A 25,706-nucleotide genomic window follows, 5' to 3' on the forward strand; every position below is an offset into this window, starting at 1 on the left:
ATACGCCGGAGTGGCGGCTCCTGCCAGAGGCGGCTGTCACCGCAGGCCGGTCGACGTCGGCCGCTGCGGCTGTCACGTTTCGTGGACTGTCACGTTTCGCGTGGTCGTTCCGTGCACACGGGGAATACGGGCAGTGCGATCCCGGTGTCGGGCCGGATCCGAGGGTGGGGAGAACCGGTGGGGATGTCGATCCTGGTCACGGGTGGTACGGGCACGCTGGGCAGCGCCGTTGTGGACAGGCTCGCCGACGGCTACGACGTGCGGGTGCTGAGTCGTGCGTCCGCGGATGGCCGGCGAGGTGAGCGGAGGCGGTACGAGCGGATGCGGGGTGACCTGCGGACGGGTGCCGGGATCGCCGCCGCGGTCGCCGGCGTGGACGTCGTGGTCCATTGTGCGACGACCAACGGGCGCGGCGACGTGCCTGCCACGCGGAATCTGCTCGACGCGGCCCGTCGCGCGGGCGGCCCGCACGTCGTGTACGTGTCCATCGCCGGAAGCGACCGGATACCGCTGCCCTACTACCGGGCCAAGCAGGAGTGCGAAGGGCTCGTCGAACGGTCCGGACTGCGGTGGACGATTCTGCGCACCACGCAGTTCCACGATCTGATCGCGACGTTCTTCGCGGTGCAGCGGTGGCTTCCCGTCGTCGCGGTGCCCGCGGGCGTGGACTTCCAGCCGATCGACGTGCGTGACGTGGCCGAACGGCTGGCCGAGCTCGCCGCCGAGCCCGCGGCGGGCCGGGCGGCGGATCTCGGCGGTCCGCGGATCCGCTCCACTCGCGACCTCGCGCGGACGTATCTGCAGGTCACGGGCCGTCGCCGACTGGTGGTGCCACTTCCTCCGGCAGGCGGAACGTTGCGCGGCTACCGCGAAGGGCGGCACCTCGTCCCCGACAATGCCGCCGGGCGCAGGACCTTCGACGACTTCCTGGCCGAGGCGGTCGGAACGGGGTGGGGAGCGTGAACGTCAGGGTGGTGCTGCGCGGCGGGCTGGGCTTCCTCGTGGCCACCGAGCTCCTCATCGGTTGCTGGGCACTGCTGTTCCCGCGGGCGTTCTTCGCGATCCCATGGGTCGGCATGCGCATGGACTACAACGAGCACCTGATGCTCGACTACGGCGCGCTGAGCCTGGCCCTGTCCGTGGTGCTGATCGCGGCCGCCGTCGCGACCACGCGATTCCTGGTGCGGATCGCGCTGGGCAGCTACCTCGTGTTCGCGGTGGCGCACCTGGTCATCCACGCCCGGCTGTTGCACCACCTCACGCAGGCTGAGGGCACAAGCCTGATGATCGCGTTGGGCGCGGCCGTCGCCATCCCCGCTGCCCTGTTCGTCCTGACCTCAAGGATGGAGGACGGGCACGCTGCGTGAGACGCGTCGGCTCATCGTCGGCGGGCGCGGAGGACGACGTCGTGGGTGTGGTGCGTGCCTTCGGGTGGTGCCGTCGTCCGGGCGCGCGTCTCGTGGGACTCGACCGTCCAGCCGTCGTCGAGCAGTTCGGCGACGTGTTCAGGCTGGTAGTAGGCGTACACGTCGTGACTCTCGTCGACCTCGCTCGGATCGTGGCCGACGAACAGCAGCGTCCCGCCTGGTGCGACGGCGTCGAGCAGGCCGCGGACGGCGGCAGGCCCGGCGTCGAGGCGCAGCGGGAAGTAGTGGACGGACACGAGGTCGAACGCACCTGCCGGTGGTGGCATGGTCGTGGGGTCGCCGTGCCCCCAGCTCACGCGCTCGCCGATGCCGTGTGTGTGCGCGGCTTCGGCAGCACGTTCGAGTGCCACGCGGGAGATGTCGATCGCGGTGACGTGCCACCCGTGCCGCGCGAGCCACACCGCGTCGCCGCCCTCGCCGCAGCCGACGTCGAGCGCCTGGCCGGGCGGCAGCTCAGCGGTGTCGGTGACGAGTACGCCGTTGGGGTTTCCGCTGAAGAGCCGGTCCTGTTCGCGGTAGCGCTCGTCCCAGAATTCGGCGCTGCCGGTGTGCTGCTGAGTCATACCGCCACGGTGCGCCCGGTCGCGGGGTTTCGGCAAACTTTCTTGCCGAAACTGCAAGGAAGTCTGCTGGTTGCTGCACGGGAAGCAGCCGGCCGTATTGACAAAGTTCGTTGCCGGAACTGCAATACCGGGGGTGGATGACGACTTCGACACCGTGTTGACGGCCGTGGGTCCGCGGCTGCGGAAGCTGCGCGCGGAGGCCGAGCTGACGCTGACCGCGCTGTCCGAGGCGACGGGCATCTCCGTGAGCACGCTGTCGCGCCTCGAATCGGGCCAGCGTAAACCGGGCCTCGATCTGCTGCTGCCGTTGGCGAGGGCGTACCGGGTGCCGCTGGACGATCTCGTCGGCGCGCCGGAGGTCGCCGACCCGCGGGTGTATCCGCGGCCGATCCAGCACGACGGGTTGACGGTGTTGCCGTTGACGCGCAGGCCCGGTGGGCTGCAGGCGTTCAAGCACATCCTGCCGGGCAGGCCGAACGACCGCGTGCCGGAGCCGCGTTCGCACGAGGGCTATCACTGGCTGTACGTCCTCAATGGACGGTTGCGGGTCATTCTCGGCGATCAGGACCTGGTGCTCACCGCGGGCGAGGTCGCCGAGTTCGACACGCACCTGCCCCACTGGTTCGGCAACGCCGACGACAACCCCGCCGAGTTCCTCAGCATCCTCGGCCCGCAGGGCGAACGGTTCCACGTCCGCGCCAGCTACCGCCCCTGATCGCGTCCTCGGCCGGCGGTCCGCGTGAACCGTGGGTCCGGCCGCGGCGGTGTGCGGCAACAACCGGGCCGTCGCCGCACCCGCGTCCGTTGTGGACGGCTCAGCTGCCCGCGGTCGTCATGGTGCGGCCGGTCTCGAGCAGGGTCTTGAGGCTCGACAGGACCCACGGCCAGCCACCGCCGCCCTCTTCGGCGTTGCCGTTGCCCGCCACGTCCTTCGCCGTCTCCGGGGCGTCGGTGACGTCGTGCGTGAGGGTCACGCGGGTCAGGCCGGACGGGCCCTGGGTGAGCTCGTAGGTGAGGCGCTGCGGCGGTTCGTCGGTGTGCCAGGCGGCCTGCCAGTCCAGGACGAGTCTGCTGGGCGGCTCGACCTCGACGACCGTTGCCGTCAGGGCGTCGTCGCCCATGCCCATTTCCTTCATCGCCGGTGTCGTGTGGTGGACCATCTTCCCGCCCGGCTTCGCCTCGAAGGTGAGGTCGCCGCCGTAGCCGAACTTGTTCGTGTACTCGGAACTGGTGAGTGCCTGCCACACCTTCTCGGCCGGTGCGTCGATGTAGATGGAGTGGATCTGGGTGGTGCGGGTGTCAGTCATCGTGGTGCCCTTCGCGTTCGGCCGGCGTCTCGGTTTCGGCCAGCGTCTTGAGGTCGGTGAGCGCACGGATGTGCGGCTCGGTGTACTTGTCGATCCACCGGTCGTGGATCAGCCGGATGGGGACCGCGTTCAGGTAGTGCAGGCGTTCACGTCCGGATCTGCGGACCGTGACGAGATCCGCTTCGGCGAGAAGTCGCAGATGTTTGGACACCCCGTATCTGGACATCTCGGTGTGCTGGTTGACGACCTCTTCCAGCTCCCCGAGCGAGCGGCCGTCGCGCTCGAAGAGTGTGTCGAGGAGCAGGCGGCGTGTCCGATCCGCCAGAGCCTTGAAGACGAGGTCGTCCTCCATGCGTCCAAGATAGGTGACCAAAAGGTCACATGTCAACGGCTGCGGTGGAATGCTGATCGAAAACTCGCTGGGCACGGAAGCGTCGCGGTAGCGTGAACCGGATTCCGCCGGGGGTGAACACGGGCCCGGAGGCCGCCGACGAGGCCTAGGTTCGGTGTCATGCCGACTGTCACCACGTGCACGGTCACCTACCCGGCCGACGGCCTGACGATGATCGGGCACCTCGCGGTCCCTGCCGGGGACGACCGCAGGCCCGCCGTGCTGATCGGACCCGAAGGTCCGGGGCTGAACGACGTCCAGCGGCGCCGGGCCGACGCACTCGCCGAGCTGGGATACGTGGCTCTGGCCTTCGACCTGCACGGCGGCCACTGGTTCACCGACCCGCAGGAGATGCTGGCGCGCGTGACGCCGCTGCTCGCCGACCCCGACCGGCTACGCGACATCGGCCATGCGGCCCTCGGCGTGCTGCGCGACGAGCCGCGCACCGACCCCGAACGGATCGCCGCCGTCGGCTACGGCACCGGTGGTGCGGTCGCGCTGGAACTCGGCCGCGCAGGCGTCGACCTGCGGGCGATCGGTACGGTCAACGGCCTGGTCACGGGCAGGCCCGGTGAGGCACGGAACATCCGGTGCCCGGTGTGGGCCGGGGTCGGCTCAGAGGACCCGATCATGCCGCCCGAGCAGCGGGACGCGTTCGCCGCCGAGATGCAGGACGCGGGCGTCGACTGGCGTCTCGTGGTCTACGGCGGAGCGCTGCACGCGTTCCACCATCCGACGGTCGATCAGGCCGTGCTCCCCGGAGTCGGCCATCACCCGCTGCACGCCGAGAGGGCGTGGCGCGACGTCGTCGACCTGCTCGCCGAACGCCTGCCAATGACCGGCTGACCCGGCCGTTCGCGCGCAATTCGCTGGGCGGGGCGGTCCCGTGGACGTCGCCGAACCCGCGTGTGCCTATTCCTGGGCGAGGTCGGCGAAGCGGCTGTAGTGCAGCTGGTGCGCGACGGCGATCGTGTTCGTCGGACCGGCACGGTGCTTGGCGAGGATCAGGTCCGCCTCGCCGGCGCGCGGGTCGTCGCGTTCGAACGCGTCGGGCCGGTGGATCAGCATGACGATGTCGGCGTCCTGCTCCAGCGAACCGGATTCACGCAGGTCCGACAGCATCGGGCGCTTGTCGGTCCGTTGCTCCGGGCCACGGTTCAGCTGGCTGATCGCGACCACGGGCACTTCGAGTTCCTTCGCCAGCAGCTTCAACTGCCGGGAGAACTCCGAGACCTCCTGCTGTCGCGATTCGACCCGTTTACCCGACGTCATCAGCTGCATGTAGTCGACGACGACGAGTTGCAGGTCGTTGCGCTGCTTGAGCCGGCGGGCTTTCGCCCGGATCTCCATCATCGTCAGGTTCGGCGAGTCGTCGACGAACAGTGGCGCCTCGCTGATCTCGCTCATCCGCCGCGCCAGCCGAGTCCAGTCGTCGTCGGACATGCGGCCACCGCGCATGTCCGCCAGCCGGATGCGCGCCTCCGCGGACAGCATGCGCATGACGATCTCGGTACGGCTCATCTCCAGCGAGAAGATCGCGCTGGTCATCCCGTGTTTGATCGAGCACGACCTGGCGAAATCCAGCCCCAGCGTGGACTTGCCCACGCCGGGCCGGGCGGCGACGATGATCATCTGGCCGGGGTGCAGGCCGTTGGTCAGCTCGTCGAGGTCGGTGAAGCCGGTGGGAATGCCCTGGGCGTCGCCGCCGCGAGAGGCGATGGCGTCGATCTCGTCCATCGTCGGCTGGAGCAGTTCCTCCAACGCGACGTAGTCCTCGCTGGTACGGCGCTCGGTGACCTCGTAGATCGCCGCCTGCGCGCGGTCGACGACCTCGTTGATGTCGTTGCCGTCGCCGCCGCTGTTGTCGGCGCCGTAGCCGTACTGGACGATCCGTGTGCCCGCCTCGACGAGCCGGCGCAGGACGGCCTTCTCCGAGACGATCTGCGCGTAGTAGCCGGCGTTCGCCGCCGTGGGCACGGTCGCGATGAGGGTGTGCAGGTACGGCGCCCCGCCGACCCGGCTCAGCTCACTGCGGCGCTCCAGCTCAGCCGACACCGTGATCGGGTCGGCGGGCTCGCCGCGGCCGTAGAGGTCGAGGATGCAGTCGTACACCGCCTGGTGCGCGGGCCGGTAGAAGTCGCCGGGGCGCAACACCTCGACGACGTCGGCGATCGCGTCCTTCGACAGCAGCATGCCGCCGAGCACGGACTGCTCGGCGGCGACGTCCTGCGGCGGCTGACGGTCGAACGTTCCGTGCTCGCCGCCGCTCGTCGTGGGACCGCGGTCGTCGGTGATCGCCACCGGTACGCGCACCTCCTTCGTCGTGGTTCGAGTGGCCGTCCCGAAGCCGTGGACACCATCGAACGGAAGTTCGAACTATAGTGCAGTCCGGTCGCAATGTCGTGCCGTCGCCGGCGGTGTCGGGGCGGTGTCTCTCGCGCGCGCCGACGGGCGCGCGAACTGCACGCTAGATCGCTCGGACGGCGCATTGCAATCGGGCATGGGGACCGGTGCGGGCGCTGCTGTGCATTGCCTGTGGATGGATGGCCCGAACCAATCACAAGCGGTTGCCGACCTGTGTACAAGGTGGGGAAGACGTCGCCCGGCCGAGGGAAAACCCCTGGTCAAACCCTGTGGGCAGGTTGTGGATAAGTTTGTGGTCACACTCTCGGCGTGTCGCTGGAAACCGCGTCATCGGCGTGTCGCACCGGAGCGGTTGCGCGTCGGACTGTGGATACCCCGGATGTCGATGTGATCACGGCCGGTGTGGAGCCGAGCGCTGTCCAGCGGCCGATCGGGCGGGCCGCCGTCGCCACGAACCATCACACAATGTCGATCTCGGTGTCCGCAACGCGGACGTGGCCGCCGTCAGTCGGTCAATGTGTTCTGCGCCTCCCGCAACCGGGACCGAAGCAGGTCCGCCGGTGCCGGGGCGGCCACGAGCATCGCCTCGCCCGCGCCGGGTGTCTCCTCGACCAGCCACCGGCCTTCGACGGTGTCCAGGTACGTGACCGGCTTCTCCGCGCGTTGCCGCTGTCCGGACCTGCCACGCGCCGCGACGTACAGTTGTCCACCGCCCGTGCGCTCCAGGCCCATGATCCGTTTGAACTCGGTGAGGTCATGCTCGGCCGCGTCGGGCACCTCGGAGCGCATCACCGACATGTCCTCGTTCGACGTGGTATTCGCCCGGCCCTCGACCTCGGCCTTCGGCACCGACAGCGCATGCGCGTTCGCGGGGAGCTGCTGCGGCACCTGCAGCATGAACGCGTCCAACAGCTCCCGCGCGGGCACGCTCGCCAGCACGACCACGCCCGCGGCCTCGTTGTTGACCAGCGTGAACGCCTCGCCGCGACCGCTGCCCGCGAACAGGGACAGGTCGACGGGCGCGCCGTCGTGCACGCTGCTGAACCAGCCGTAGTACTCCAGGTCGGGGTGGGCGATGGCCTCGACGGTCGCCAGCAGGTCCGGATGCACCCCGTCGTCACTTGCCAGTCCGGCCTGCGCGAGCTCGGCGTGGATCTCGGCGTCCAGCTGCTGCAGCATCTCGCGGCTGTACCACGTGGCGCCCTTTTCCAGGGTCGGGTGGGGCTCGGTGCCGGTTCGCTGCAACAGGCGGACGAGGGTGCGGGTACGGAGTATCTCCTGGTGCTCGAGCACAGCGCTGCCCTTCGGGGTGTACGGCCGTCGGGTCCGCGGGGTGGATCGACCGCGGAAGCGGGCCAGGGGGTCGAGTGGAAACAGGTGGGCCGCGGTCGGGCCACTGCCGAAAGAGCACCTGGCAGCGGCCCGACCGGATGAAGCGTCGTCGGATGTCCGACTCGTACGGGCGTGCTATTCGCCGATGACGGGCGGAGCGGTCTTCTGATCGGTCCCGAACAGCTTGTCGCCGTCCTCGTCGATCATGAACTTGCGCTGATGCTCCTCGTCGTCCTCGCCCTGTTGGCCACGGCCGCCTGCACCCATCGGCATCATGCCGCCGCGGCCTCCGGCCGCACCTGCGGCGCCCGCGGCACCTGGGCTGCCGCCCATGGCGCCACCGCCCATGCCCATCGCACCACCGCGTGTGGCCGCACCCGCGGCTCCGCCCGCGCCGGCACCTCCGGCACCGGCCGCGCCACCGGCACCCGCACCGGGTCCGTAACCCGCACCGGGTCCGTAACCGGCGCCTGTGCCGGGGCCGAAACCGACGCCGACACCGCCGCCGCCCGGGCCGAACGAACTACCGCCGCCACCGCTGCCACCGGGGCCGAAGCCAGGCCCCGCCGTGCCCGGCGTGTTGCCGATCGGGGTGCTCGGGTCGAAGCCCGACGAGTCGGTGCCGTCGTCCGACGGCGGGTTACCAGGGCCCGGCATCCACGGGTAGTCCGGATCGCCGGGACCCGGATGGTCGGGACCGGGCATCCGCGGATAGTCCGGCCCCGGCATCGGCGGGCCGGGGTCCGGGACACCGGGCCCCGGATAGACCGGAGGCGTGCCCGGTCCGGGCGTGCCCGGCGGGTAGTCGGGACCGGGGCTGACCGGTGGGTTGCCGGGACCAGGCGTACCGGGTCCGGGCGTACCGGGTCCGGGGCTGCCGGGCCCGGGAGTGCCCGGACCGGACGTGCCGGGGCCGGGCGCGCCGGGTGGATAGCCGGGACCGGGCTGGATCGGGCCGGGCTGGTACGGACCGCTGCCGCCCCCGTCGTCGTAGCCGCCTCCGTTGTGGACGAAGTCCTTCGCGAGACCGCTCTCGGTGACGCCCGACTCGGCCAGCGATACGTCGCCGAACGAGCCCTGCATCTCGCTGAACTGCGGCATCAGCGCCGCGTTGTGCGTGCTCTGACTGTTGTACGCCTCGAACGCGGCGACGTTGAGCTTCGCGTTCTCGTTGTACTCCTGGATCTTGCGGTCGGTGTCGGTCTCCCAGGGCGCGATGTCGTTCAGGAAGCCGCTCTCCGGCGGATTCTTCGGCAGCGGCTGCACCGTCGCGCGGACCTTCTCGAACGCGCTCGACTGGTTCTCCAGGACGACGCCGCTCTTGTCGAGGTTGACGTTGGAGTCCTCCATCCAGACCTTCAGCGGCTCGGCGCCCATTCGCGCGCTCGACGCGCCCTCGCCGGTCCAGGCGGCGTCCATCTTCTGGTCGAGCTGCTGGATCTGCGCCACGCGCTGCTGGTAGCGGCTCTGCAGCACCCTCGTCGCCGCTTGCCCCTCGTGCAGCGACGCCGAGCCGGGGCCGCCCGTGATGGCCTGGTAGATCTGGTGCGCGTCGATGCAGCCGGACGAGCTGAACTGCTGTTGGCCGTCCTGGCTGTTGGCCACCGAGTCGGCGACGTATCTGCCGGTGGCTCCGGCCGCGATCGGAACGAGAACTGGCAGCACCATCTCAGGCTCCTCTGGTCGATGTGGTTCTGACGTGGGGTCTTCGCGCGCGGTTCCATGCGCGTCACGGGACACCACGAAGGTGGTGGATCATGTCGCCTGCGAGTACTTCGGTGACCTCGCAGCCTTGTGGATGGTCGTCACTACTCGCCGAGATCTGCGCCATCAGCGAGACGACGTACTCGTCGGTGAGGCCGACCTGGAGGTCGCAGTAGCCTTCGTCGCGGTCGTCCTGATGGGTCTGGGTGATCACCGCCGGGTGACCTTCGACCTCGGTTGGTTCGAACACCGCGAGTCCGTCCGCGCGGGCGTAGACGTCGTCCAGACCGTTCGTGAAGTCCTGCACCTGGACGAACCGAACCCGGCTGCCCGACCCGTCGGCGTAGTTGTAGATGCAGGTCGGCGAACCGTCGGACATCGCCTCGGACTCGCCTTGTTCGAGGTTGCGCTCCCGCGTCTGCGCGGTCGACAGTGCCGCACACGGGTCCTGTCGGAGCGGCGCGACGTCGACCGGGTCGCTCACCCGCGGCGCCCGGACCCCGGTGTCTCCGGCAGGCGACGACGGGGGCGCCGCGTCCGCCGACGTTCCGGACCCCGTCGGGTCTTCACCCCCGGTCGCTTCACCCTCGGTCTCGGAACCACAGCTCGCCAGCACGAGGCCCGCGACAGCGGCGGCGAACACCGCACCAGCGGGGTGGCGTTTCATCCAAGGACCCCGTTGCCCGCCTTGCCCGCGTCGTCGGCGGCCTGCGCCTCGGCCTCTTCGGTGACGCCCTTGGCCTTCCGCAACGCGTCGATGTACTGGGTGGTGTGCTCGACCATGCTCTTGGTCTGCTGCAGGAGGGCCATCCCGGCCGGGTTGGCCGAGCCGACGAACGTGCTGCTCGCGGGCTCGTTGCCCGGGGGCTGCACGCTCGCGATCTTGTTGGCTTCGTCGAGGTCGCTGCGCAGGTCGGCACGCAGTTGCTCCCACTGCGCCAACACCGCATCGATCTCTTCGGGGCTGAAGGAGTAGCCACCGCCGGCCGCCGAGCTCGCCGTCGCCTTGGCGAAGGCGCCCAGGCTCGCCGAGCTCTTGGCCATCTGCACCATCGGTGTCGGCATCCGCGACATGCCACCGCCGGCCATTTGCGCTTCCACGTCCTGCCCCTTCCTCTCGCCGGCCAGCGCGGTTCGACACCGCCTGTCCGCAAGCTTCACGCCCCCGCCGAGGGCGTCAACCGTGTCGAAAGTAGGACGATTCTGGCAGCGGAAAGGTTTCCTCCACTTTCGGAGATCTTTCCGAGACCACGGGAAATGGCCCGCAAGCTGGGCATCCGCGAGGGTGGTTCACGCGGTGTTCACCCGGGCGGAGGGCGGGCCGACCAACGACGAGTGGCGGGCCCTCCGTATCGGAGGACCCGCCACTCGTGGGTGTGAGCCGTGCTTACTTGGGCTGCACGTCCAGCTTCACGTCCGCCTTCACGTCGGGGTGGAGACGGGCCGTGACGGCGTGCTTGCCGACGGTCTTGATGTGGCCGTCGACGTGGATGACCCGCTTGTCGAGCAGCGGGCCGCCCGCGGCCTTGATCGCGCCGACGATGTCGGCCGGGGTGACCGAACCGAACAGCTTCTTCGATCCCTCGGACGCCTTGGCCGCGACCGCGATGTGGCCCAGACCCTCGAGCTGCGTCTTCAGCTCCTTGGCGTGGTCCAGGTCGCGGATCCGGCGGGCCTCCTGGGCACGGCGGATGGTGCGGACGTTCTTCTCCGCGCCCTTCGACGACGGGATCGCGTAGCCGCGCGGCAGCAGGTAGTTGCGCGCGTAGCCGTCCTTGACCTCGACGATGTCGCCGGGACCGCCCAGATGGTCGACGTCGGTCGTCAGGATGATCTTCGCCATGACTGACTCCCTTCTCAGCGCGCGGTCGAGGTGTAGGGCAGCAGCGCCATCTCGCGCGAGTTCTTCACCGCGATGGCGACGTCGCGCTGGTGCTGGCTGCAGTTACCGGTGACTCGGCGGGCACGGATCTTGCCGCGGTCGGAGATGTACTTCCGCAGCAGGTTGGTGTCCTTGTAGTCGATGGCCTCGGGCTGACCCTGCTTGATGGCCTTGCAGAAGACGCAGACCTTCTTCTTCGGCTTACGAACCGGTGGCTTGGCCACTGTGTACTCCTGGGGAACTTAGTGCGTGGTTGCTGATGTCGGGACTGGCGAGCGCGGCCTCAGAAGGGCGGCTCGTCGGAGAAGCCGCCACCGCCGCCGGCGGGAGGCGCGCTGCCCCACGGGTCGTCGGCGGGCGCACCGGAGCCGGCGGCCGCGGGCGCCGCAGCACCTCCGCCACCGAAACCGCCGCCGCCACCGCCGCGGCTGACCTTGTTGACCTTGGCCGTCGCGTACCGCAGGGACGGGCCGATCTCGTCGACCTCGAGCTCCACGACGGTGCGCTTCTCGCCTTCCTTGGTCTCGAACGACCGCTGCTTGAGCCGGCCCTGCACGATGACCCGGGCGCCCCGCGTGAGCGTCTCGGCGACGTTCTCCGCGGCCTGGCGCCAGATGTTGCAGCGCAGGAACAGCGCCTCGCCGTCCTTCCACTCACCGCTCTGCCGGTCGAACTGGCGCGGGGTGGAGGCGACGGTGAAGTTCGCAACGGCGGCGCCGGACGGCGTGAACCGGAGTTCCGGGTCCGCGGTCAGGTTGCCGACCACCGTGATGATGGTGTCTCCGGCCATGGCTATCGCCTCAGGCCTTCGCGGCGATCTTCGCGGCGCGCTTGGCTCCGCGCACTTCCTGGCGGCGGACCACCTTGGTGCGCAGCACGGTCTCCTGCAGCGACAGCTGCCGGTCGAGCTCCTTGACGTCGTCCGGCTCGGAGATCAGCTCGAGCACGGCGTAGATGCCCTCGGCGTTCTTGTTGATCTCGTACGAGAGCCTGCGACGACCCCAGATGTCGACGTTCTCCACGCTGCCACCCGCGTTGCGGATGACCTTGAGGAAGTTCTCCAGGGTGGGCGCGACCGTCCGCTCGTCGAGCGACGGGTCGAGGATGACCATTACCTCGTAATGGCGTGACACAACCACTCACCTCCTATGGGCTCGGGCGGCCACGGACGATCCGTGGCAGGAGGGCAATGTCGAACGGCCAGTCTAGCCGGGCGGGCCGACAGAACCGGCTCCGGGTCCGGTCACCGCAGCGGAGCTCCTCCGCAGTGATGTCGCCTGGGGGCGTTGGCGACCCGGCGGGTGTCAGGTGGTCTTGCGGAGGACCCAGGTGCGGACGAGGCCTGCCGTGACACCCGCGAGGGCGACGACGGCGAGCAGCATCGGAAGCTGCACCTGATTCGGCGCCGTGTCGTCGGCGGCGAGCGCGTCGGCGTTGCCCGCGTTGCGCACGTCGCCCGCACCGGACTTGCCGCCTTCGCCGATGCCGCCGTCGCTCAGCACGCCGTACTCGGGTGAGTCGGGTGCGCCGGGGACGCCGTCCTGCGGCGAGTACCGCATGTCCGGGGGCACAGCGCTGCCCTGCGTCGGCACGGACGCCTCAGGGATGTTGCTGTAGTCGCGCGGCGCCGCGTACCCGTCGCCGCTGCCCTGCGGACCGTCCGGGGTCGTGGGCACGCCGCGCTGTCCCTCGACGGGCTGCGACGGCTGCTGGTGTTGCTCACCGGAGCCGCCCTGCTGCGGGGTCGAACCCCGGTTCGGGGACTGCTGCGGCTGCGAGCTCGTGGGCTTCGAGCGGTCGGTCGACTCCACCGACAGGCCGCAGACACCCGCGACCTTGCGGTGGATCGACGCCAGGACGTCGTCCCTCTTGTGCGGCCAGCCGAGTGCCGGGTTCCCTTCCAGCTTCTCGACGACCGCATCGGCGACGTCCGCGCCGCCGATGACCCCCGCGGCCTTGTTCGGCACGGTGCCGACGTCGAGCTTGTGCTTACCGATCTCGTCGGCGAGGTTCTTCGGATAGGTGAACTGCAGGAAGCGGTCGGCCTCACGTGCGCCCTGCTCGACGGGGCCCTTGAGGGAGGCACCGTCGACCAGCACCGTCGCGCCGGACGGGGCGGAGGCCGTCGACGTGCACGAGTCGACGACCGTCTGGGTGGCGGCACCGGCGGCAGGCGCGGACAGCGCGGTCAGGCCTGCGGCGACCGCCGTGGCGGCGGCCGTACCCAGCGCACGGGTCAGAACGGTCTTGGTACGCACTTCGAACGGTATCCCTTTCCGAACGGCATTGCCCGGCCTGGACCTGACGCCATCGGCGTCGGTACGGCGAGGCGTTATCAAGGTAAACGACCGTGTGGGCGGAGGGATACGGGCCGGTAGCCACTCGTCGCCGCGGCGGCGACGTGGTGTGGGCCACGGCCGGCGGCGGTCTCCCCCGCGTCAGGAGGCGGTTGCGCGCTGGAGGACCCAGGTACGCACCAGACCCGCGCTGACGCCCGCCAGCGCGAGCACGGCCAGCAGCAGCGGCACCGAGGGACCGCGCCCGTCCTCGGGCGCGGCCGACGGCAACGACGACGCGTCGCCGGCCGTGCGCAGGTCGGCGTTGCCGTGCGCGGGGCCGGTCGCCTGCCCGTCGGCGTCGGGGTTCCGCGCGGCTCCGTCGGTGCCGTTCGTGCGGTGGCCCGGGCCGTCGGAGTTGCCGAGTACGCCGAACTCCGGGTTGTAACCGGGGATCTGGCCGCCGTAGCGCAGGCCCGGTGCGGCGTCGAACATCGCACCGCGGGCGACGGGGATCCCCGCGTACCGCAGTTCGGGCGACATGGCCGCGGGTGCCGCCAGCGCCGAGGCGCCGCCGTAGCCGTTGCCATTGCCATCGCCGTTGCCGTTGCCGCCGGAACGGGACCCCGGCTGGCCCTGCGCCACGACCGGGCTGTTCGGTTCGCGCATCCCCCGGCCGTCGTCGGTACCGGAGCCGTCGTCGCCGGCGTCGTTGCCGCCTGCTCCGTCGCCGGAACCCGCCCCGGGCTCGTCGCCGGAACCCGAGCCGCCGCCGGGTGCGGGTTCGGACGGTTCGTCGGAGTCCTCACCGGGATCGGGGACGACGACCTCGCGCCCGCCGAGCGTGTCGGTGGCCTTCTTCGCGCTGCGGGTCACGCGGTCGACGGTGTCACCCACGGCGTCGGCCGCCGGGTCGCCTGCGCCGGGAACCGGCCGCACCGCGGTGTCGACCACGTTGACCGTCACCTTGCAGACACCGCTGAGCAGCGAACCGATCGTGTCCGTGACGACGCCCAGGTCGAGCGGCACGCCGAGCGCGGTGATGCCCTGGATCCGGTCGCCGGGTTCGGCCGTGACGGTGCCGCCGCACCGGACCTGCTTGGTCTCGGCCACCGCCGTCGCCGGGGCGGCGAGTCCCGCCGTCGCCGCGAGCACCAGGCCCGCCGTGGCGACCGCGGCCGGTTTCGCGACCGTCGAGGTCAGCGTCCGCTTGGTCGGCTCGGCTGCGCGGTCGGTCCCGTCCTCGTGGGCGCGGTCCTCATGGGCGCGGCCGTCGTGGGCGCGGTCGTCGGCCTCGGTGCCGGATGTGCGCATCGGGGGCCTCCCCAGATCGGTTCACTGGGAACAACGAACCACACGGGAAGGCGTGACGCATGCCCTCCGATCAGGCGTTCTTACGGGCGACCCACGCCCTGCTCAGACCCGCCACGACCAGCAGCAGCGCACCGACCGACAGTGCCAGCGGCAGGCGGTCGGTCTCGGAGGCCTGCGGCAACGCGCGGGCCGTCCCGGACTTGCGCGTGGTGTTCTCCTGCGCACCCGGCCTGCTGCCCTGGTTCGGCACGTCCATGCCCGGGCCGACGGGCGCCTTCGGCACGGTGACGTCCGCGGACGGCGGCAGCTCCACCGGGCTGAGCGGCTGGGCGAGCACGTCCTGGTCGGCCGGCGGCGGCGCCGGAGCATCCGGCACCGGCGGGACGTCCGCACCGGACTCGTCCTCGCCCGGATCGGTGCCGGGACGTTCCGGGTCGGGCTCGGGCTGCGGGTCGGGTTGCGGCTCGCCGGGTTGTTCGGGGTCAGCGGGTTCCTCCGGCGCCGGTTCCTCGGGGGTGAGGCCGTCGGTGAGCCCGTGGGTCGTCGCGCCGAGCGTGTTGACGGTGCGCCGGGTGGTGTCGCACACCTGGCCGAGCGAGTCGACGACGAGGCCGGTCTCGTTCACGCCCAGGGTCGCGAGGGTCTCCTTCAACGGCAGCGACACGAGCGTGTCCTCGGCCTCCGACCCGGTGCCGATGCCGGCGAGTCCCTCGGCGCCCGCCGCGGCCCCGGCGTCCACGGTCAGCGGTTCGCCGTCGTCGCCTTTGAGAGTGGAGTCGCACTCGCCGTCGATGACCTTCGGTGCGGTGTCCTGACGTGCACGGTCCTCACGTGCACGGTCGTCACGCGTGGTGTCGTCGTCGCGTGCGCTGTCCTGGGAGGTGCTGTCCCCGGAGATGGCGTCACGGGGTTCCGACAGTGTGGAGCTCGAGACACGGCCGCCGTCGACACCACCGGTCTCGACACCGGCCTCGACATCGCCCTCCGCCGCCTGAGCCACCCCGCCGAAACCGAACACGGCGACACCGGCCGCCGCCGTCACGACGCCCGTGCGCACGACGCCCCCACGCGCCGTTTTCCGGACGATCCTCACGAGCCCCACCCTCGTTCCACTGCCTTGCCGTTCGCTTGCTGCGGTCGCCGCGGCCGATCACTCTGCGTACCGCGCCCAGCGATCGGTGTCGTCACGGGTGAAGGTACTCGATGGGTGTCGTGGGTGGTCGATACCCTCGGACGATGGAGCTCGCAACGCGTGTCGGGGCGCACGTCCGGGATGACGATCCACTGACCACGGCGGGTGAGGTAGGCGCGGACGCCGTCCAGTTCTTCCTCGCGGATCCGCAGGGGTGGAAGAAGCCGCAGCCGCATCCGCACGCCGAGGACCTGGCCGCGAGCGACGTCGAGGTGTTCATCCACTCGCCGTACGTACTGAACGTGGCGTCGCTGAACAACCGGATCCGCATCCCGTCGCGCAAGGGCGTGACGCAGCACGCGGAGGCGGCCGCGACGGTCGGTGCCCGGGGACTCGTCGTGCACGGCGGGCACGTCCGCAAGGGCGAGGATCCGGCCGAGGGCGTCGCGAACTGGCGGAAGCTGTTCGAGCGCTCGTCGTTCGACGTGCCGATCCTCATCGAGAACACCGCGGGCGGTGACAGCGCCATGACGCGTGACCTGGAGATGCTGGCGCGGCTGTGGGACGCGGTCGGCGAGCTGGGCGCCGGCTTCTGCCTCGACACGTGTCACGCGCATGCGGCGGGCTGGGATCTGACGACCGTCGTGGACGACGTCATGGCGATCACCGGACGGATCGATCTGGTGCACCTGAACAACTCCCGCGACGAGGCGGGTTCGCAGCGTGACCGGCACGCGAACGTCGTCGGCGCGGAGGGCACGATCGACGCCGAGGTGCTGCGTGCCGTGGCGCTCGCCGCGCAGGCGCCGGTGATCGTGGAGACTCCACCGGATGGCCAGCGAGACGACATCGCATACCTCCGCGGATGACGGCCCGCCCGGCGACACCGGGGTCTCGACCACGGGGTTCGGCCCGTCGCCGGCCACGCGAGCCGCGGCCGCGGCGGCCATCCTGCTGTGCGGCATCACCCTGGTGCTGGGGCTGCTGAACAAGCACCGCTGCACCGGTCCGGCGTTCGACGAGAACGGCCGCAGCACGCCGAACTACGCCGAGCGCAACTACCACGACGCGTGCTATTCGGACATCCAGTTCCTCTGGCTGGGCCGGGACGTCGACAAGCACGTCCTCCCCTACGTCCACGGCGACATCACGGCCGAGGGGCAGCTGGTCGGCGGCACGCTCGAGTACCCGGTGCTGACCGGGACGCTCGTCTGGGCGGGCGCCGCCTTCGCCGACACCGACGCCGAGTTCCTGCTGGGGTCGGCCGCGTTGCTCGCCCCGTTCGGCCTGGTCACGGCGTGGATGCTGGGCCGACTCGCCGGATGGCGGGCGTTGCTGTGGGCGCTCGGGCCGCCGCTGGTGCTGTACGCGTTCCACAACTGGGACCTGGCGGTGGTCGCCGCGTCGGTGGCTGCGTTCTTCGTGGTGCAGCGCACTCGCGGTTCACTGCGCAGCCGTGCGGGGTGGGCGGCGGTGCTGCTCGGCGTCGGGACGGCGTTGAAGCTGTATCCGGGGCTGTTCGTGGTGCCCCTGGCGCTGTATGTCTACGTCGAGAGCAGACGCACCGACGGCCCGCGCCGCGGGGTGCGGGAGGCGCTGCGGGTGCCGCTGCGGGTGCCGCTGCTGGCGGGCGGCGTCGTGGCAGCCGTGAACCTGCCGTTCGTACTGGCCGGTTTCGACGGCTGGTGGGCGTCGATCGAGTTCCAGGGACAGCGCGAAGCGGACGGCACGTCGAACTCGATCTGGTACTGGGGCGTGCGGCACCTGTTCTCCGGTGACGTGGCGTTCCAGCAGTTCACCGACGTCGCGTCACCGCTTGCCGTGCTGACCGCGTTGGCGCTCGCCTGCGGTGTCGGCTGGGACCGCGCCCAGCGCGACGGCGAGTTCCCCCTGTTGCAGGTGTGCGCGGCCGCGCTGTGCGGGTTCCTGCTGCTGCACAAGGTGCACTCGCCGCAGTACACGTTGTGGCTGCTGCCGATGTTCGTGTTGCTGCGGGTGCGATGGGGTTGGATCGCGGCCTACCTCGCCGCGGACGTGGCGCTCGGGATCGGCATCTTCCGCTGGTACGGCGACTTCCAACAGTCGATCGCCGACGGGTTCGCGGCACAGGCCGTCGTCATCGGAGTCTGGGGCAGGGCGGCGCTGCTGGCAGGCCTGTTCGTGGCGTTCCTCGGCGCCCGCGCGGTCACCGACCACCGTCCCGCACGGCTTCCGCCGCGGGGCTACCTGCCGTTCGAACCGCCGGGGCCCGGTGGATCGGGGGCCCGCGGGCCCGCGTCCCGCGACTCCGACGACGACCGTGCGGGCCGGCGGCGCACCAGCGTCGACAACCCCGGCAGGACCACGGCGTCCCGCGATCCCGACAGCACACCGCCCAGCGGGTCGTCGTCCCCGGAACCCGGCCCGGACGGGCAGCGCACCTGATCCGCCGACGGCCGGTAGATCTCGCGCACGATCAGCACGCACAGCGCGACGACCATCAGGTCACGCACGACGACCGTGGCCAGGAACCAGTCGTCGGGCAGGCCCTTCTCGGAGACGTCGACGTACGACAGCATTCGCGGTGCCCACACGAGGGCGTCGATGAGCATCCAGCTCAGCAGCAGACGCCAACGCGGGATCGCGAGGACGGCCAGCGGCACCAGCCACAGCGAGTACTGCGGGCTCCACACCTTGTTCGTCAGCAGGAACACCGCCACGACGAGGAAGCACAGTTGTGCCAGCCGCGGCCGTCGCGGTGCCGTCAGCGCCACGTACGCCACCCCGAGGCAGCCCAGTAGGAACAGCGCGCCGCTGACGGTGTTGAGCACGCTCGGTGTCTCGCCCGCTTCGAGCGGCCCGTCGAACCCGACCCAGCCCGTGAAGTGGGAGATCACGTTGTAGATCGAGTCCGGATCCATGGCGCGTTCGGTGTTGAGGCGGAAGAACTCGCGCCAGCCCTCGGTGAACGCGGCCAGGAACGGCAGGTTCACCGCCAGCCAGGTTCCCGCCGTGGCCAGCGTCGCCTTCAACCAGTCGCCGGTTCTGCCCGCCCGGATACACAGCACCAGCAGTGGCCCGAGCAGGAACAGTGGATACAGCTTCGCCGCCGCGCCGAGACCGAGGAGTACGCCCGCCGCCACGGGTCTGTGGCGTGCCCAGGCGAGCAGGCCGCACATGGCCAGCGCCACCGCGACCGTGTCGAAGTTGGTGAACGCGTGCACGATGATCAGCGGCGAGACCGCCACCAGCACCGCGTCCCACGGTCTGCGGCGGGCGATCCGCGCGGTGGCCCAGATCGTCGTCAACCAGGCGGCGGCCAGGAACAGTGCCGTGATGTTGAAGTACACCGCGACCGGCAATGCGCCCGGCAGCAGTCCCTTGTCGGCGACGCCGACCCAGCCGTGCGTGAGCTTCGCGTTGACCCATTGGAACAGGCCGGTCAGCACCGGGTACTCCATGTAGCGGCGCTGGAAGTCGCCTTCGGAGACCTCCTCGCTCCAGTGCGTCACGTAGGGGAACGTGTCGCTCCGGTCGAGCCGTTCCGCCGAGTACAGCGGGACGATGTCCGAATAACACATCGCCACGTATTGACGGTTCGACTGCCAGTCCAGCTGCAGATTGCCCGCGGAGTCCTCGTACTGCTGGATGCACGCCGCCTTGCCGAACCACGACAGCATCAGTGCGAGCACGCCGAGCAGCAGTCCGACTCGCAGCGGCGACCAGAACCAGTGCCTGCCCACGGCGGCGTGCTCGCCGAGCGGCCCGCCCAGCGGCGTCGTGGCCTGCTCGGCCAGCGGATCGGTGTGGCTTGGGATCACCCGCTGCGACGGGTCGAGCGACGCCGTTTCCGGGGTGCCCGCTCGCTCGCCGGTCGGCGTTGCCGCCCGCTCGTGCTCCGCGGGGAAGGCTGTGCCCGCCCGGTCCGCGTCGTCGGAGCCGGCGTCCGGTCGGCCCGCCGAACCGGCGTGCGACGAGGAAGAAGGCAAATCGCTGGGCACGCGTCGGATGTTACAAGCAGTAGCGGTGACGCTCCTGTAATGCGTCCCCCGCGATGCGGCCGTGCGCCCCCGGGCCCTGGTCCGGACGACAACCAGGACCCGGGCGGGCGCGTGGCGGCTCGGTCGGCCCGTGCCGCGGTGGATCAGCCGCCCGGTGGATCAGCCGCCCGGTGGATCAGCCGCCCGGTGGCCCGCCGCCGTTGCCGTTGCCGTTGCCGTTGGCGGTGTCCGGGTCGTCCGCGCCGCCGCCCAGCCAGCCGCCGCCGTCGTCCTCACTCTCGGTGGGCTCCGCCGGGGAACTCGGCTCGGACGGCCGCCCGTGCGACGGCGGCTCCGACGGCTGCGAAGGCCGGGACGGAGTGCTGCTCGACTCCTGGCTGCTGGTCGACTCCTCGCTGGAGGTGGGCTCGGGCGGCTCCTCCTGTGTGGGCGACGAGTCGTCGGTGACCGGCGCCTGCGCGGGCCCGAAGACCTCGTCGGACGTGAGTTCGCTGAACTTCTCCGGATCGAGCGGTTCGAGGTACCGGGTCATGAACTCTTCCCAGATCGACCCCGGTAGGCCGCTGCCGTAGATCGGGCTGCCGTTGGCGTCCTGGATCGGCTCACCCCGGCCCGTACCGACCCACGCGGCCGCCGAGATCTGCGGCGAGTAGCCGACCATCCAGGCCTGCGAGTTCTCGTCGGACTCGACGTCGCCCTGGTCGTACTGGTGCGTACCGGTCTTGCCTGCGCACGCGTGGTCGCCGGGGCACGACAGGTCCGAACCGGGCAGCACGTCGAGCATCGACTCGGTCACGTTGCGTGAGATCTGCCGGTTCTTCTCCGGGTCGGAGTCGAACGCCTGCTCACCCTTCTTCGCGGCAGGCGTGGTCTCGTCGAACAGCACCTCGCCGTCGGATGTCTCCAGCTTCGCCACGAAGTGGGTGTCGCGCTGGATGCCGTCGGCCGCGAACGTCGCGTACGCGCCCGCCATGTCGGTGGGCGTGACCTGGGTCTGCCCACCGCCGATGGCGATGTTGCCGTCGAGGCTGGCCATCGTCGGCTTCTTGCCGTGCTTCTCCGGGATGCCCGCGGCCTTCGCGGCCTCGGCCACCGCACGGGGGCCGACGTCGTTGGTCACCATGTCGTAGAACACGGTGTTGATGGAGCGTTCCATCGCCTCGCGGACGGTGCACGGGTTGCACTGCACGCCACTGGAGTTGCCGACGGTGACCCTGCCGAACTGCCGCGGCGAACTGCCGTCGTAGGTCGAGTAGAGGCCCTTCTCGCCCTGTTGCAGCAACGCGGTGAAGTCGAACGGCTTGAACGACGACCCTGGGTTGCGCTGCACGTTGCCCCAGTCCACCTCGTCGACGCCGGGCTCGTTCGGGCCGCCGTAGTAGGCACGGACCCCGCCGCCCTTCGGGTCGACGGCGACGAGAGCCTTGCGGAGCTCCTTCGGCTCGCCCTTCATCACCTCGTTGACGGACTCCTTGGCAGCCTTCTGGGCCCGCTTGTCGATGGTGGTGTAGATCTTGTAGCCGCCGGTCTGGATCTTCTCCTGGGAGTAGCCCTTCGCAGCCAGCTCGGCCATGACGCGGTTCTTGATGAACGCGTCGGCGCCCGTCAGCGCCTCCGGCCTGGCCTTCTCGTCGGGGATCAACTCCGGCGCCTGCGCCGCGTTCCGCTCCTGCTTGGACACCCAGCCGTTGGCGGCCATCTGGTCCATCACGTAGGACCAGCGCTGCTCGCGGACCTGTTCGTCCTCGACGCGGCCCGGCTGCTGGATCATGCCGGCGAGCAGCGCCGCCTCCGAGGCGTTGAGGTCCTTGGCGCTCTTGCCGTAGTACGACTGCGCCGCCGTCTCGATGCCGTACGCACCGCGTCCGAAGTAGATGGTGTTCAGGTACGCGGTGATGATCTCTTCCTTGGACTGCTCGTTGTTCATCTTGAACGACTTGACGAGCTCGGTCCATTTCCGCGTGTACGAGTATTCGTCGTTGTTGGTCGCGACCTTGACGTACTGCTGGCTGATGGTCGAACCACCGCCGGTCCCGCCCGTGGCCTGGTTCCACACCGCGCGCAGGATGCCGGTGACGTCGAAACCCGAGTTGGTCTCGAACGTTGCGTCCTCGGCCGCATACGCCGCGTGTTTGACCGTGTCGGGGATGTCTTCCGGCTGCAGGATGACGCGCCTGCCCTGGGGAGGCGCCTCCTCGGCCATCTTCTCGCCGCCCGCGTAGTAGTAGTTGACGACCTTGCCCTGCTCGGCGGCGACCTCTTCCGGGGTCGGCACGTCCACCAGGAAATACGTCACGACGAACGCGATGGCCGGAAGCACGACGAACAGGCCGACGCAGGCGTAGGCGCCGCGCCGGATCCTCCGCCAGCGGCGCTTCTTGCGCTGGGCGGGTGTGAGGAGCTTCTTGCCCTTGCGGTCCGTCGGCTCCTCCTCGTCCGGGTCGTCGACGCCGCCCTCGGCGTGGGACGACGCGACCACGGTCTCGTCGGAGAAACCGTCCTGATCGTAGGCACCGGTGAGCGGGTCGGCCCGGTACGCCGTGTGGCCGTACGGGTCCGAGTAGTCGCGCCTTCCGTAGCCCTGGTGCGTGATCAGCCCCGGGTCGGCGTCCTCGGACGCGTGCGCGGCGTAGCCGCCCGCGGCGGCCCCGGCAGCGCCGGCACCGGCCGCACCGGCGCCGGGGCGGCTCTGGGGGCGTTCCCCCGGCCTGCCTTCGAGGCGCCGGTCGTCGGGCCTGCGGCGATCGTCGGGGCGACCTTGCTGGTCCGGACGACGTTGCTGATCTGGGCGGCGCGTACCGGGTGCCTGTTCGCCGTGTTGCTGTTGCTCGTGACGCAGCTCGTCCGGACCACGCTGTTCACGCCGCGGCTGGTCGGGACCACCGGGTGGCGGGCCCTGCCTGCGCCGCGGGTCCTGCTGCGGACCCACCGGACGGCCCGCGGCGTCGCGGTCCGCCTCGGGGTGTTGCCTGCCCTGTCGCTCGGGCGGGCGCTGAGACTGCGAGGGCTGGGGCGGCGGCTGCTGGGGCGGCGGGTGCTGACCGGGGTTACGGGACTGTCCGGGCTGCTGCGGCTGCCGCGGTGGTCTGCCCGCCTGTGGCCGGCCCTGCTGGTCCGGCTGGCCGGGCCTGCGGGGCGGCTGCTGACCATGCTCCTCGGGCGGGCGCTGGCCACGGGGTGGCTGCTGTCCGTCCTGCGGCGGTCGCTGCTGTCGTGGCGGCCGTTGCGGGGGCTGCTGTGGAGGCTGCTGTGGGGGTTGTTGCGGAGGCCGCTGCGGCCTGCGGGGCTGGTCCCCCTGCGGTGCGTTCCGCGGCGGACGCGGAGGTCTCGGCGGTTCGTCCGCTCCGTCACCGGGCCACTGCGGAGCGTCACCGGCTTCGGGGTGCCGGGGCTGCCGTGGGTGGCCCGGTTCTTCGTCCGGCCAGCCGTGATTTCCCTGGTCGTTCACTCAAGACCCTCCCAGATCGGCGCGTCGGGGAACGCCGTTCTGCGGACCCAACCCTCTCGTGTGAGCGGCCGGGGGCACTCGGTCCCCGGCCGCATGGTCGCGGTCGTCACGTCGTCACTGTCCCGCGGTCCTCCGTGTGTTCCGTGTAGTGCGGGGAGCCCGCTCCGGTGTCTCGGCCGTCCCCAGGACGTATGAGAGCACCAGGTGGTTCCACGCACACGCCCGGCAGACCTCTACGACGTAGACGGTGAACTCGGCGAAAAGCGAGGCCATGCGCTCGAGTTCGTCCGGCTTCCTCGCCGAACCCGCTGCGTGCTTGAGCTCGTCGCCGAACACCCAGCTGACCTGCGCCATCGCGTGTTTGCCGCATACGGGACAGGCGTCGTCGACAGGCACGCCGTGGAACTCGGCGGCCTGCCGCAACTGCGGGGTGGCGTCGCACACGTCCATGGTGCTGGCCCGTCCGGTCCGGAACTCGGCCAGCAACGCACGGCGCTGGAGCGCGTAGTCGACGACTTGCCGCTGGTTCTGCACCTCAACAGAGTACGTGGTTCCCGATGATTGGCCACGGGCCGTTCGTCGAACGGATCGGCGGCGGCGAGGCGACACGCCGTTGAATCGGGTAACGGTCGGGTGACGGTTGGCCCCTATGTGGGTAGCCGAGCGGTTAGCTGCGCCACTGCGATGTATCAACGCGATATAGTGAGGCGGTACATTGGGTCGTAGTCATCCGGCCTGTCGATCCGGCACGGCGAAACGCCGGTCGACGTCGATTCGTTCCCGAAGGGGGTGCCCGTGTGCTCGAGTTCGCAATTCTCGGCCTGTTGCACGAGGCGCCCATGCACGGCTATGTGCTGCGGAAACGTCTCCACGAGTCGTTGGGGATGTTCCGCACGTTCAGCTACGGATCGCTGTATCCGACACTGCGCCGGATGCAGCGGGCCGGCTGGATCGCCGAGGACACGGCCGAGGTGGACGCCGCGGCCGGCTCGGCGAGCGGCCCCGCGCAGGCAGCACACGCTTCTGCCACGACGCCGTGGAACCGCAGGGCGAGCAAGTCCAAGCGCGTGTACAAGCTCACGGCGGAGGGCAAGGAGCGGTTCGCCGAACTGCTCGCCGACGCGGGTCCTCAGACATGGGACGACGAGGGATTCGGCGTCCACCTGACGTTCTTCTCACGCACGCCCGCCGATGTCCGCATGCGGATTCTGGAGGGCAGGCGCAGGCGGGTCGAGGAACGTCGCGAAGGTCTTCGGGCAGCGCTGGCCAGGGCCGAGGAAAAGATCGATCGCTATACCCGCGAGCTGCACGAGTTGGGACTCGAGACCAGCGAGCGGGAGGTGCGCTGGCTCAACGAGCTCATCGCGCATGAAAAGGCCGAGCAGGAGACGTCGACACAGGCGACCACTCGGCGTGACCCAGGTAGTACGGAACACGAGTAAGGGAGATACCGGCATGGGCGAGAATCGCCGCGTGAGGGTGGCCATCGCGGGTGTTGGCAACTGTGCGGCCTCGCTGGTTCAGGGTGTGCACTACTACCGCGACGCCGACAAGGGTTCGCGTGTTCCCGGCTTGATGCACGTCCAGTTCGGCGACTATCACATCAGTGACATCGACTTCGTCGCCGCGTTCGACGTGGACGCCAAGAAGGTGGGCCAGGACCTGTCCGAGGCCGTTCTCGCCAGTGAGAACAACACGATCAAGATCTGTGACGTGCCGCCGCTCGGCGTGGCCGTGCAGCGCGGCCACACGCTCGACGGGCTCGGCAAGTACTACCGCGAGACCATCGAGGAGTCCGACGAGGCGCCGGTCGACGTCGTCGCCGCGCTGAAGGCCGCCGAGGTCGACGTGCTGGTGTCGTACCTGCCGGTGGGTTCGACGGAGGCGACCGAGTTCTACGCGCAGGCCGCCATCGACGCGGGTGTCGCGTTCGTCAACGCCATCCCGGTGTTCATCGCCTCCGACCCGGTGTGGGCGGAGAAGTTCGAGAAGGCCGGCGTGCCGATCGTCGGTGACGACATCAAGTCGCAGGTCGGCGCCACGATCACGCACCGCGTGCTGGCGAAGCTGTTCGAGGACCGTGGGGTGCAGCTCGACCGCACCATGCAGCTGAACGTCGGCGGCAACATGGACTTCCTCAACATGAAGGAGAACGAGCGTCTCGAGTCGAAGAAGATCTCGAAGACGCAGGCCGTCACATCGCAGGTCGAGCGCGACATGGGCAAGTCGAACGTGCACGTCGGCCCTTCGGACCACGTCGCGTGGCTGTCGGACCGCAAGTGGGCCTACGTGCGGTTGGAGGGCCGCGCGTTCGGCGACGCTCCGCTGAACATGGAGTACAAGCTCGAGGTGTGGGACTCCCCCAACTCCGCGGGCATCATCATCGACGCGCTGCGGGCGGCGAAGATCGCCAAGGACCGCGGTTTCGGTGGTCCGGTGCTGTCGGCGTCCTCGTACTTCATGAAGTCGCCGCCGGTGCAGTACGACGACTCCACGGCCCGCGATGCGGTGGAGAAGTTCATCGAGGGTACGGGCGACAAGTAGGCACGCAGCGGCTGTTCACGTAGCCACAGGGCGGGGCGGGTG

25 protein-coding genes are annotated in these 25,706 nt (G+C 70.1%); 7 read left to right on the top strand and 18 right to left on the bottom strand.

Going from position 1 to position 25,706, the window contains the following annotated elements:
- The first annotated feature begins 183 nt into the window (after positions 1–183).
- Both FHS23_RS03430 and FHS23_RS03435 read left to right on the top strand, forming a co-directional pair.
- A complete protein-coding gene (locus FHS23_RS03430) occupies positions 184–963 on the top strand; it encodes an SDR family oxidoreductase (RefSeq protein ID WP_183650768.1) in 780 nt (259 codons plus the stop codon).
- Complete coding sequence (locus FHS23_RS03435; protein WP_183647563.1) at positions 960–1,367, top strand: hypothetical protein; 408 nt, start codon at positions 960–962, stop codon at positions 1,365–1,367. Before FHS23_RS03430 ends, FHS23_RS03435 begins: the two co-directional genes overlap by 4 nt.
- Before the next feature lie 11 nt (positions 1,368–1,378).
- Here the strand turns inward: FHS23_RS03435 and FHS23_RS03440 are convergent, their stop codons facing one another.
- On the bottom strand, positions 1,379–1,990 hold the full coding sequence (locus FHS23_RS03440) for a class I SAM-dependent methyltransferase (RefSeq protein WP_183647566.1): 612 nt from the start codon (positions 1,988–1,990) through the stop codon (positions 1,379–1,381).
- Between the two features lie 133 nt (positions 1,991–2,123).
- Between FHS23_RS03440 and FHS23_RS03445 the strand changes: the two genes are divergently transcribed.
- Complete coding sequence (locus FHS23_RS03445; RefSeq protein WP_183647569.1) at positions 2,124–2,705, top strand: cupin domain-containing protein; 582 nt, start codon at positions 2,124–2,126, stop codon at positions 2,703–2,705.
- Positions 2,706–2,805: 100 nt separating this feature from the next.
- Here FHS23_RS03445 and FHS23_RS03450 read toward each other — a convergent pair whose 3' ends face one another.
- Both FHS23_RS03450 and FHS23_RS03455 read right to left on the bottom strand, forming a co-directional pair.
- Positions 2,806–3,297 (bottom strand): SRPBCC domain-containing protein, encoded by a 492-nt coding sequence (locus FHS23_RS03450; protein WP_183647583.1) that lies wholly within the window; start codon positions 3,295–3,297, stop codon positions 2,806–2,808.
- Entirely contained in the window at positions 3,290–3,649 is a 360-nt protein-coding gene (locus FHS23_RS03455) for an ArsR/SmtB family transcription factor (protein ID WP_183647586.1), read from the bottom strand. Before FHS23_RS03455 ends, FHS23_RS03450 begins: the two co-directional genes overlap by 8 nt.
- Before the next feature lie 159 nt (positions 3,650–3,808).
- On the opposite strand from FHS23_RS03455, the gene FHS23_RS03460 reads away from it, so the two are divergent.
- Complete coding sequence (locus FHS23_RS03460) at positions 3,809–4,534, top strand: dienelactone hydrolase family protein (RefSeq protein ID WP_183647589.1); 726 nt, start codon at positions 3,809–3,811, stop codon at positions 4,532–4,534.
- Between the two features lie 66 nt (positions 4,535–4,600).
- On the opposite strand, the gene dnaB is transcribed toward FHS23_RS03460, so the two are convergent.
- The 12 genes from dnaB to FHS23_RS03520 form a co-directional block, all read right to left on the bottom strand.
- The gene (dnaB, locus tag FHS23_RS03465; protein ID WP_183647592.1) at positions 4,601–5,989 is read right to left on the bottom strand and encodes a replicative DNA helicase; all 1,389 of its coding nucleotides are present in this window, start codon (positions 5,987–5,989) and stop codon (positions 4,601–4,603) included.
- A gap of 567 nt (positions 5,990–6,556) precedes the next feature.
- Positions 6,557–7,345: an ESX secretion-associated protein EspG gene (locus tag FHS23_RS03470; RefSeq protein WP_183647595.1), complete on the bottom strand. Its 789-nt coding sequence runs from the start codon at positions 7,343–7,345 to the stop codon at positions 6,557–6,559.
- A 174-nt stretch (positions 7,346–7,519) separates the two neighbouring features.
- On the bottom strand, positions 7,520–9,052 hold the full coding sequence (locus tag FHS23_RS23505) for a PPE domain-containing protein (protein WP_183647607.1): 1,533 nt from the start codon (positions 9,050–9,052) through the stop codon (positions 7,520–7,522).
- A gap of 61 nt (positions 9,053–9,113) precedes the next feature.
- A complete protein-coding gene (locus FHS23_RS03480) occupies positions 9,114–9,755 on the bottom strand; it encodes a DUF3558 domain-containing protein (protein WP_183647610.1) in 642 nt (213 codons plus the stop codon).
- Positions 9,752–10,189, bottom strand: coding sequence for a hypothetical protein (locus FHS23_RS03485; protein ID WP_183647613.1), 438 nt, complete (start codon positions 10,187–10,189; stop codon positions 9,752–9,754). Before FHS23_RS03485 ends, FHS23_RS03480 begins: the two co-directional genes overlap by 4 nt.
- A gap of 286 nt (positions 10,190–10,475) precedes the next feature.
- Positions 10,476–10,931 carry a 50S ribosomal protein L9 gene (gene rplI / locus FHS23_RS03490; protein ID WP_183647616.1) on the bottom strand — a complete coding sequence of 152 codons (456 nt, stop codon included), beginning with the start codon at positions 10,929–10,931 and terminating at the stop codon, positions 10,476–10,478.
- Between the two features lie 14 nt (positions 10,932–10,945).
- Positions 10,946–11,194: a 30S ribosomal protein S18 gene (gene rpsR, locus FHS23_RS03495; RefSeq protein ID WP_183647620.1), complete on the bottom strand. Its 249-nt coding sequence runs from the start codon at positions 11,192–11,194 to the stop codon at positions 10,946–10,948.
- A gap of 59 nt (positions 11,195–11,253) precedes the next feature.
- Positions 11,254–11,760 carry a single-stranded DNA-binding protein gene (locus tag FHS23_RS03500; RefSeq protein WP_183647623.1) on the bottom strand — a complete coding sequence of 169 codons (507 nt, stop codon included), beginning with the start codon at positions 11,758–11,760 and terminating at the stop codon, positions 11,254–11,256.
- A gap of 10 nt (positions 11,761–11,770) precedes the next feature.
- Positions 11,771–12,103 carry a 30S ribosomal protein S6 gene (rpsF, locus tag FHS23_RS03505; RefSeq protein WP_183647626.1) on the bottom strand — a complete coding sequence of 111 codons (333 nt, stop codon included), beginning with the start codon at positions 12,101–12,103 and terminating at the stop codon, positions 11,771–11,773.
- A 171-nt stretch (positions 12,104–12,274) separates the two neighbouring features.
- Entirely contained in the window at positions 12,275–13,228 is a 954-nt protein-coding gene (locus FHS23_RS03510; protein WP_183647629.1) for a hypothetical protein, read from the bottom strand.
- A 180-nt stretch (positions 13,229–13,408) separates the two neighbouring features.
- Complete coding sequence (locus FHS23_RS03515; RefSeq protein ID WP_183647632.1) at positions 13,409–14,560, bottom strand: hypothetical protein; 1,152 nt, start codon at positions 14,558–14,560, stop codon at positions 13,409–13,411.
- A gap of 70 nt (positions 14,561–14,630) precedes the next feature.
- A complete protein-coding gene (locus FHS23_RS03520) occupies positions 14,631–15,653 on the bottom strand; it encodes a hypothetical protein (RefSeq protein ID WP_183647635.1) in 1,023 nt (340 codons plus the stop codon).
- Positions 15,654–15,796: 143 nt separating this feature from the next.
- Between FHS23_RS03520 and FHS23_RS03525 the strand changes: the two genes are divergently transcribed.
- A complete protein-coding gene (locus FHS23_RS03525; RefSeq protein ID WP_183647639.1) occupies positions 15,797–16,561 on the top strand; it encodes a deoxyribonuclease IV in 765 nt (254 codons plus the stop codon).
- 1,353 nt (positions 16,562–17,914) lie between these two features.
- On the opposite strand, the gene FHS23_RS03535 is transcribed toward FHS23_RS03525, so the two are convergent.
- The 3 genes from FHS23_RS03535 to FHS23_RS23060 form a co-directional block, all read right to left on the bottom strand.
- Positions 17,915–19,492, bottom strand: a complete 1,578-nt coding sequence (locus FHS23_RS03535; protein ID WP_343053745.1) for a glycosyltransferase family 87 protein — start codon at positions 19,490–19,492, stop codon at positions 17,915–17,917.
- Between the two features lie 355 nt (positions 19,493–19,847).
- Positions 19,848–23,120: a transglycosylase domain-containing protein gene (locus FHS23_RS03540; protein WP_183647642.1), complete on the bottom strand. Its 3,273-nt coding sequence runs from the start codon at positions 23,118–23,120 to the stop codon at positions 19,848–19,850.
- A 114-nt stretch (positions 23,121–23,234) separates the two neighbouring features.
- The gene (locus tag FHS23_RS23060) at positions 23,235–23,654 is read right to left on the bottom strand and encodes a DUF5318 family protein (RefSeq protein ID WP_183647645.1); all 420 of its coding nucleotides are present in this window, start codon (positions 23,652–23,654) and stop codon (positions 23,235–23,237) included.
- A gap of 263 nt (positions 23,655–23,917) precedes the next feature.
- On the opposite strand from FHS23_RS23060, the gene FHS23_RS03550 reads away from it, so the two are divergent.
- Together FHS23_RS03550 and FHS23_RS03555 are read left to right on the top strand one after the other, a co-directional pair.
- Entirely contained in the window at positions 23,918–24,562 is a 645-nt protein-coding gene (locus tag FHS23_RS03550; RefSeq protein ID WP_183647648.1) for a helix-turn-helix transcriptional regulator, read from the top strand.
- A 13-nt stretch (positions 24,563–24,575) separates the two neighbouring features.
- Positions 24,576–25,664, top strand: coding sequence for an inositol-3-phosphate synthase (locus FHS23_RS03555; RefSeq protein ID WP_183647650.1), 1,089 nt, complete (start codon positions 24,576–24,578; stop codon positions 25,662–25,664).
- Positions 25,665–25,706: the final 42 nt, after the last annotated feature.

This window comes from Prauserella isguenensis (assembly GCF_014191605.1).
In the GTDB taxonomy this organism is placed as follows: domain Bacteria; phylum Actinomycetota; class Actinomycetes; order Mycobacteriales; family Pseudonocardiaceae; genus Prauserella; species Prauserella isguenensis.

Bases quoted from the DNA above. Each gene is read 5' to 3' on its own strand.
- FHS23_RS03430 (WP_183650768.1), top strand. From the start codon at position 184: ATGTCGATCCTGGTCACGGGTGGTACGGGCACGCTGGGCAGCGCCGTT.
- FHS23_RS03440 (WP_183647566.1), bottom strand. From the start codon at position 1,990: ATGACTCAGCAGCACACCGGCAGCGCCGAATTCTGGGACGAGCGCTAC.
- FHS23_RS03450 (WP_183647583.1), bottom strand. From the start codon at position 3,297: ATGACTGACACCCGCACCACCCAGATCCACTCCATCTACATCGACGCA.
- FHS23_RS03455 (WP_183647586.1), bottom strand. From the start codon at position 3,649: ATGGAGGACGACCTCGTCTTCAAGGCTCTGGCGGATCGGACACGCCGC.
- FHS23_RS03460 (WP_183647589.1), top strand. From the start codon at position 3,809: ATGCCGACTGTCACCACGTGCACGGTCACCTACCCGGCCGACGGCCTG.
- FHS23_RS23505 (WP_183647607.1), bottom strand. From the start codon at position 9,052: ATGGTGCTGCCAGTTCTCGTTCCGATCGCGGCCGGAGCCACCGGCAGA.
- FHS23_RS03480 (WP_183647610.1), bottom strand. From the start codon at position 9,755: ATGAAACGCCACCCCGCTGGTGCGGTGTTCGCCGCCGCTGTCGCGGGC.
- rplI (WP_183647616.1), bottom strand. From the start codon at position 10,931: ATGGCGAAGATCATCCTGACGACCGACGTCGACCATCTGGGCGGTCCC.
- FHS23_RS03500 (WP_183647623.1), bottom strand. From the start codon at position 11,760: ATGGCCGGAGACACCATCATCACGGTGGTCGGCAACCTGACCGCGGAC.
- FHS23_RS03515 (WP_183647632.1), bottom strand. From the start codon at position 14,560: ATGCGCACATCCGGCACCGAGGCCGACGACCGCGCCCACGACGGCCGC.
- FHS23_RS03525 (WP_183647639.1), top strand. From the start codon at position 15,797: ATGGAGCTCGCAACGCGTGTCGGGGCGCACGTCCGGGATGACGATCCA.
- FHS23_RS03555 (WP_183647650.1), top strand. From the start codon at position 24,576: ATGGGCGAGAATCGCCGCGTGAGGGTGGCCATCGCGGGTGTTGGCAAC.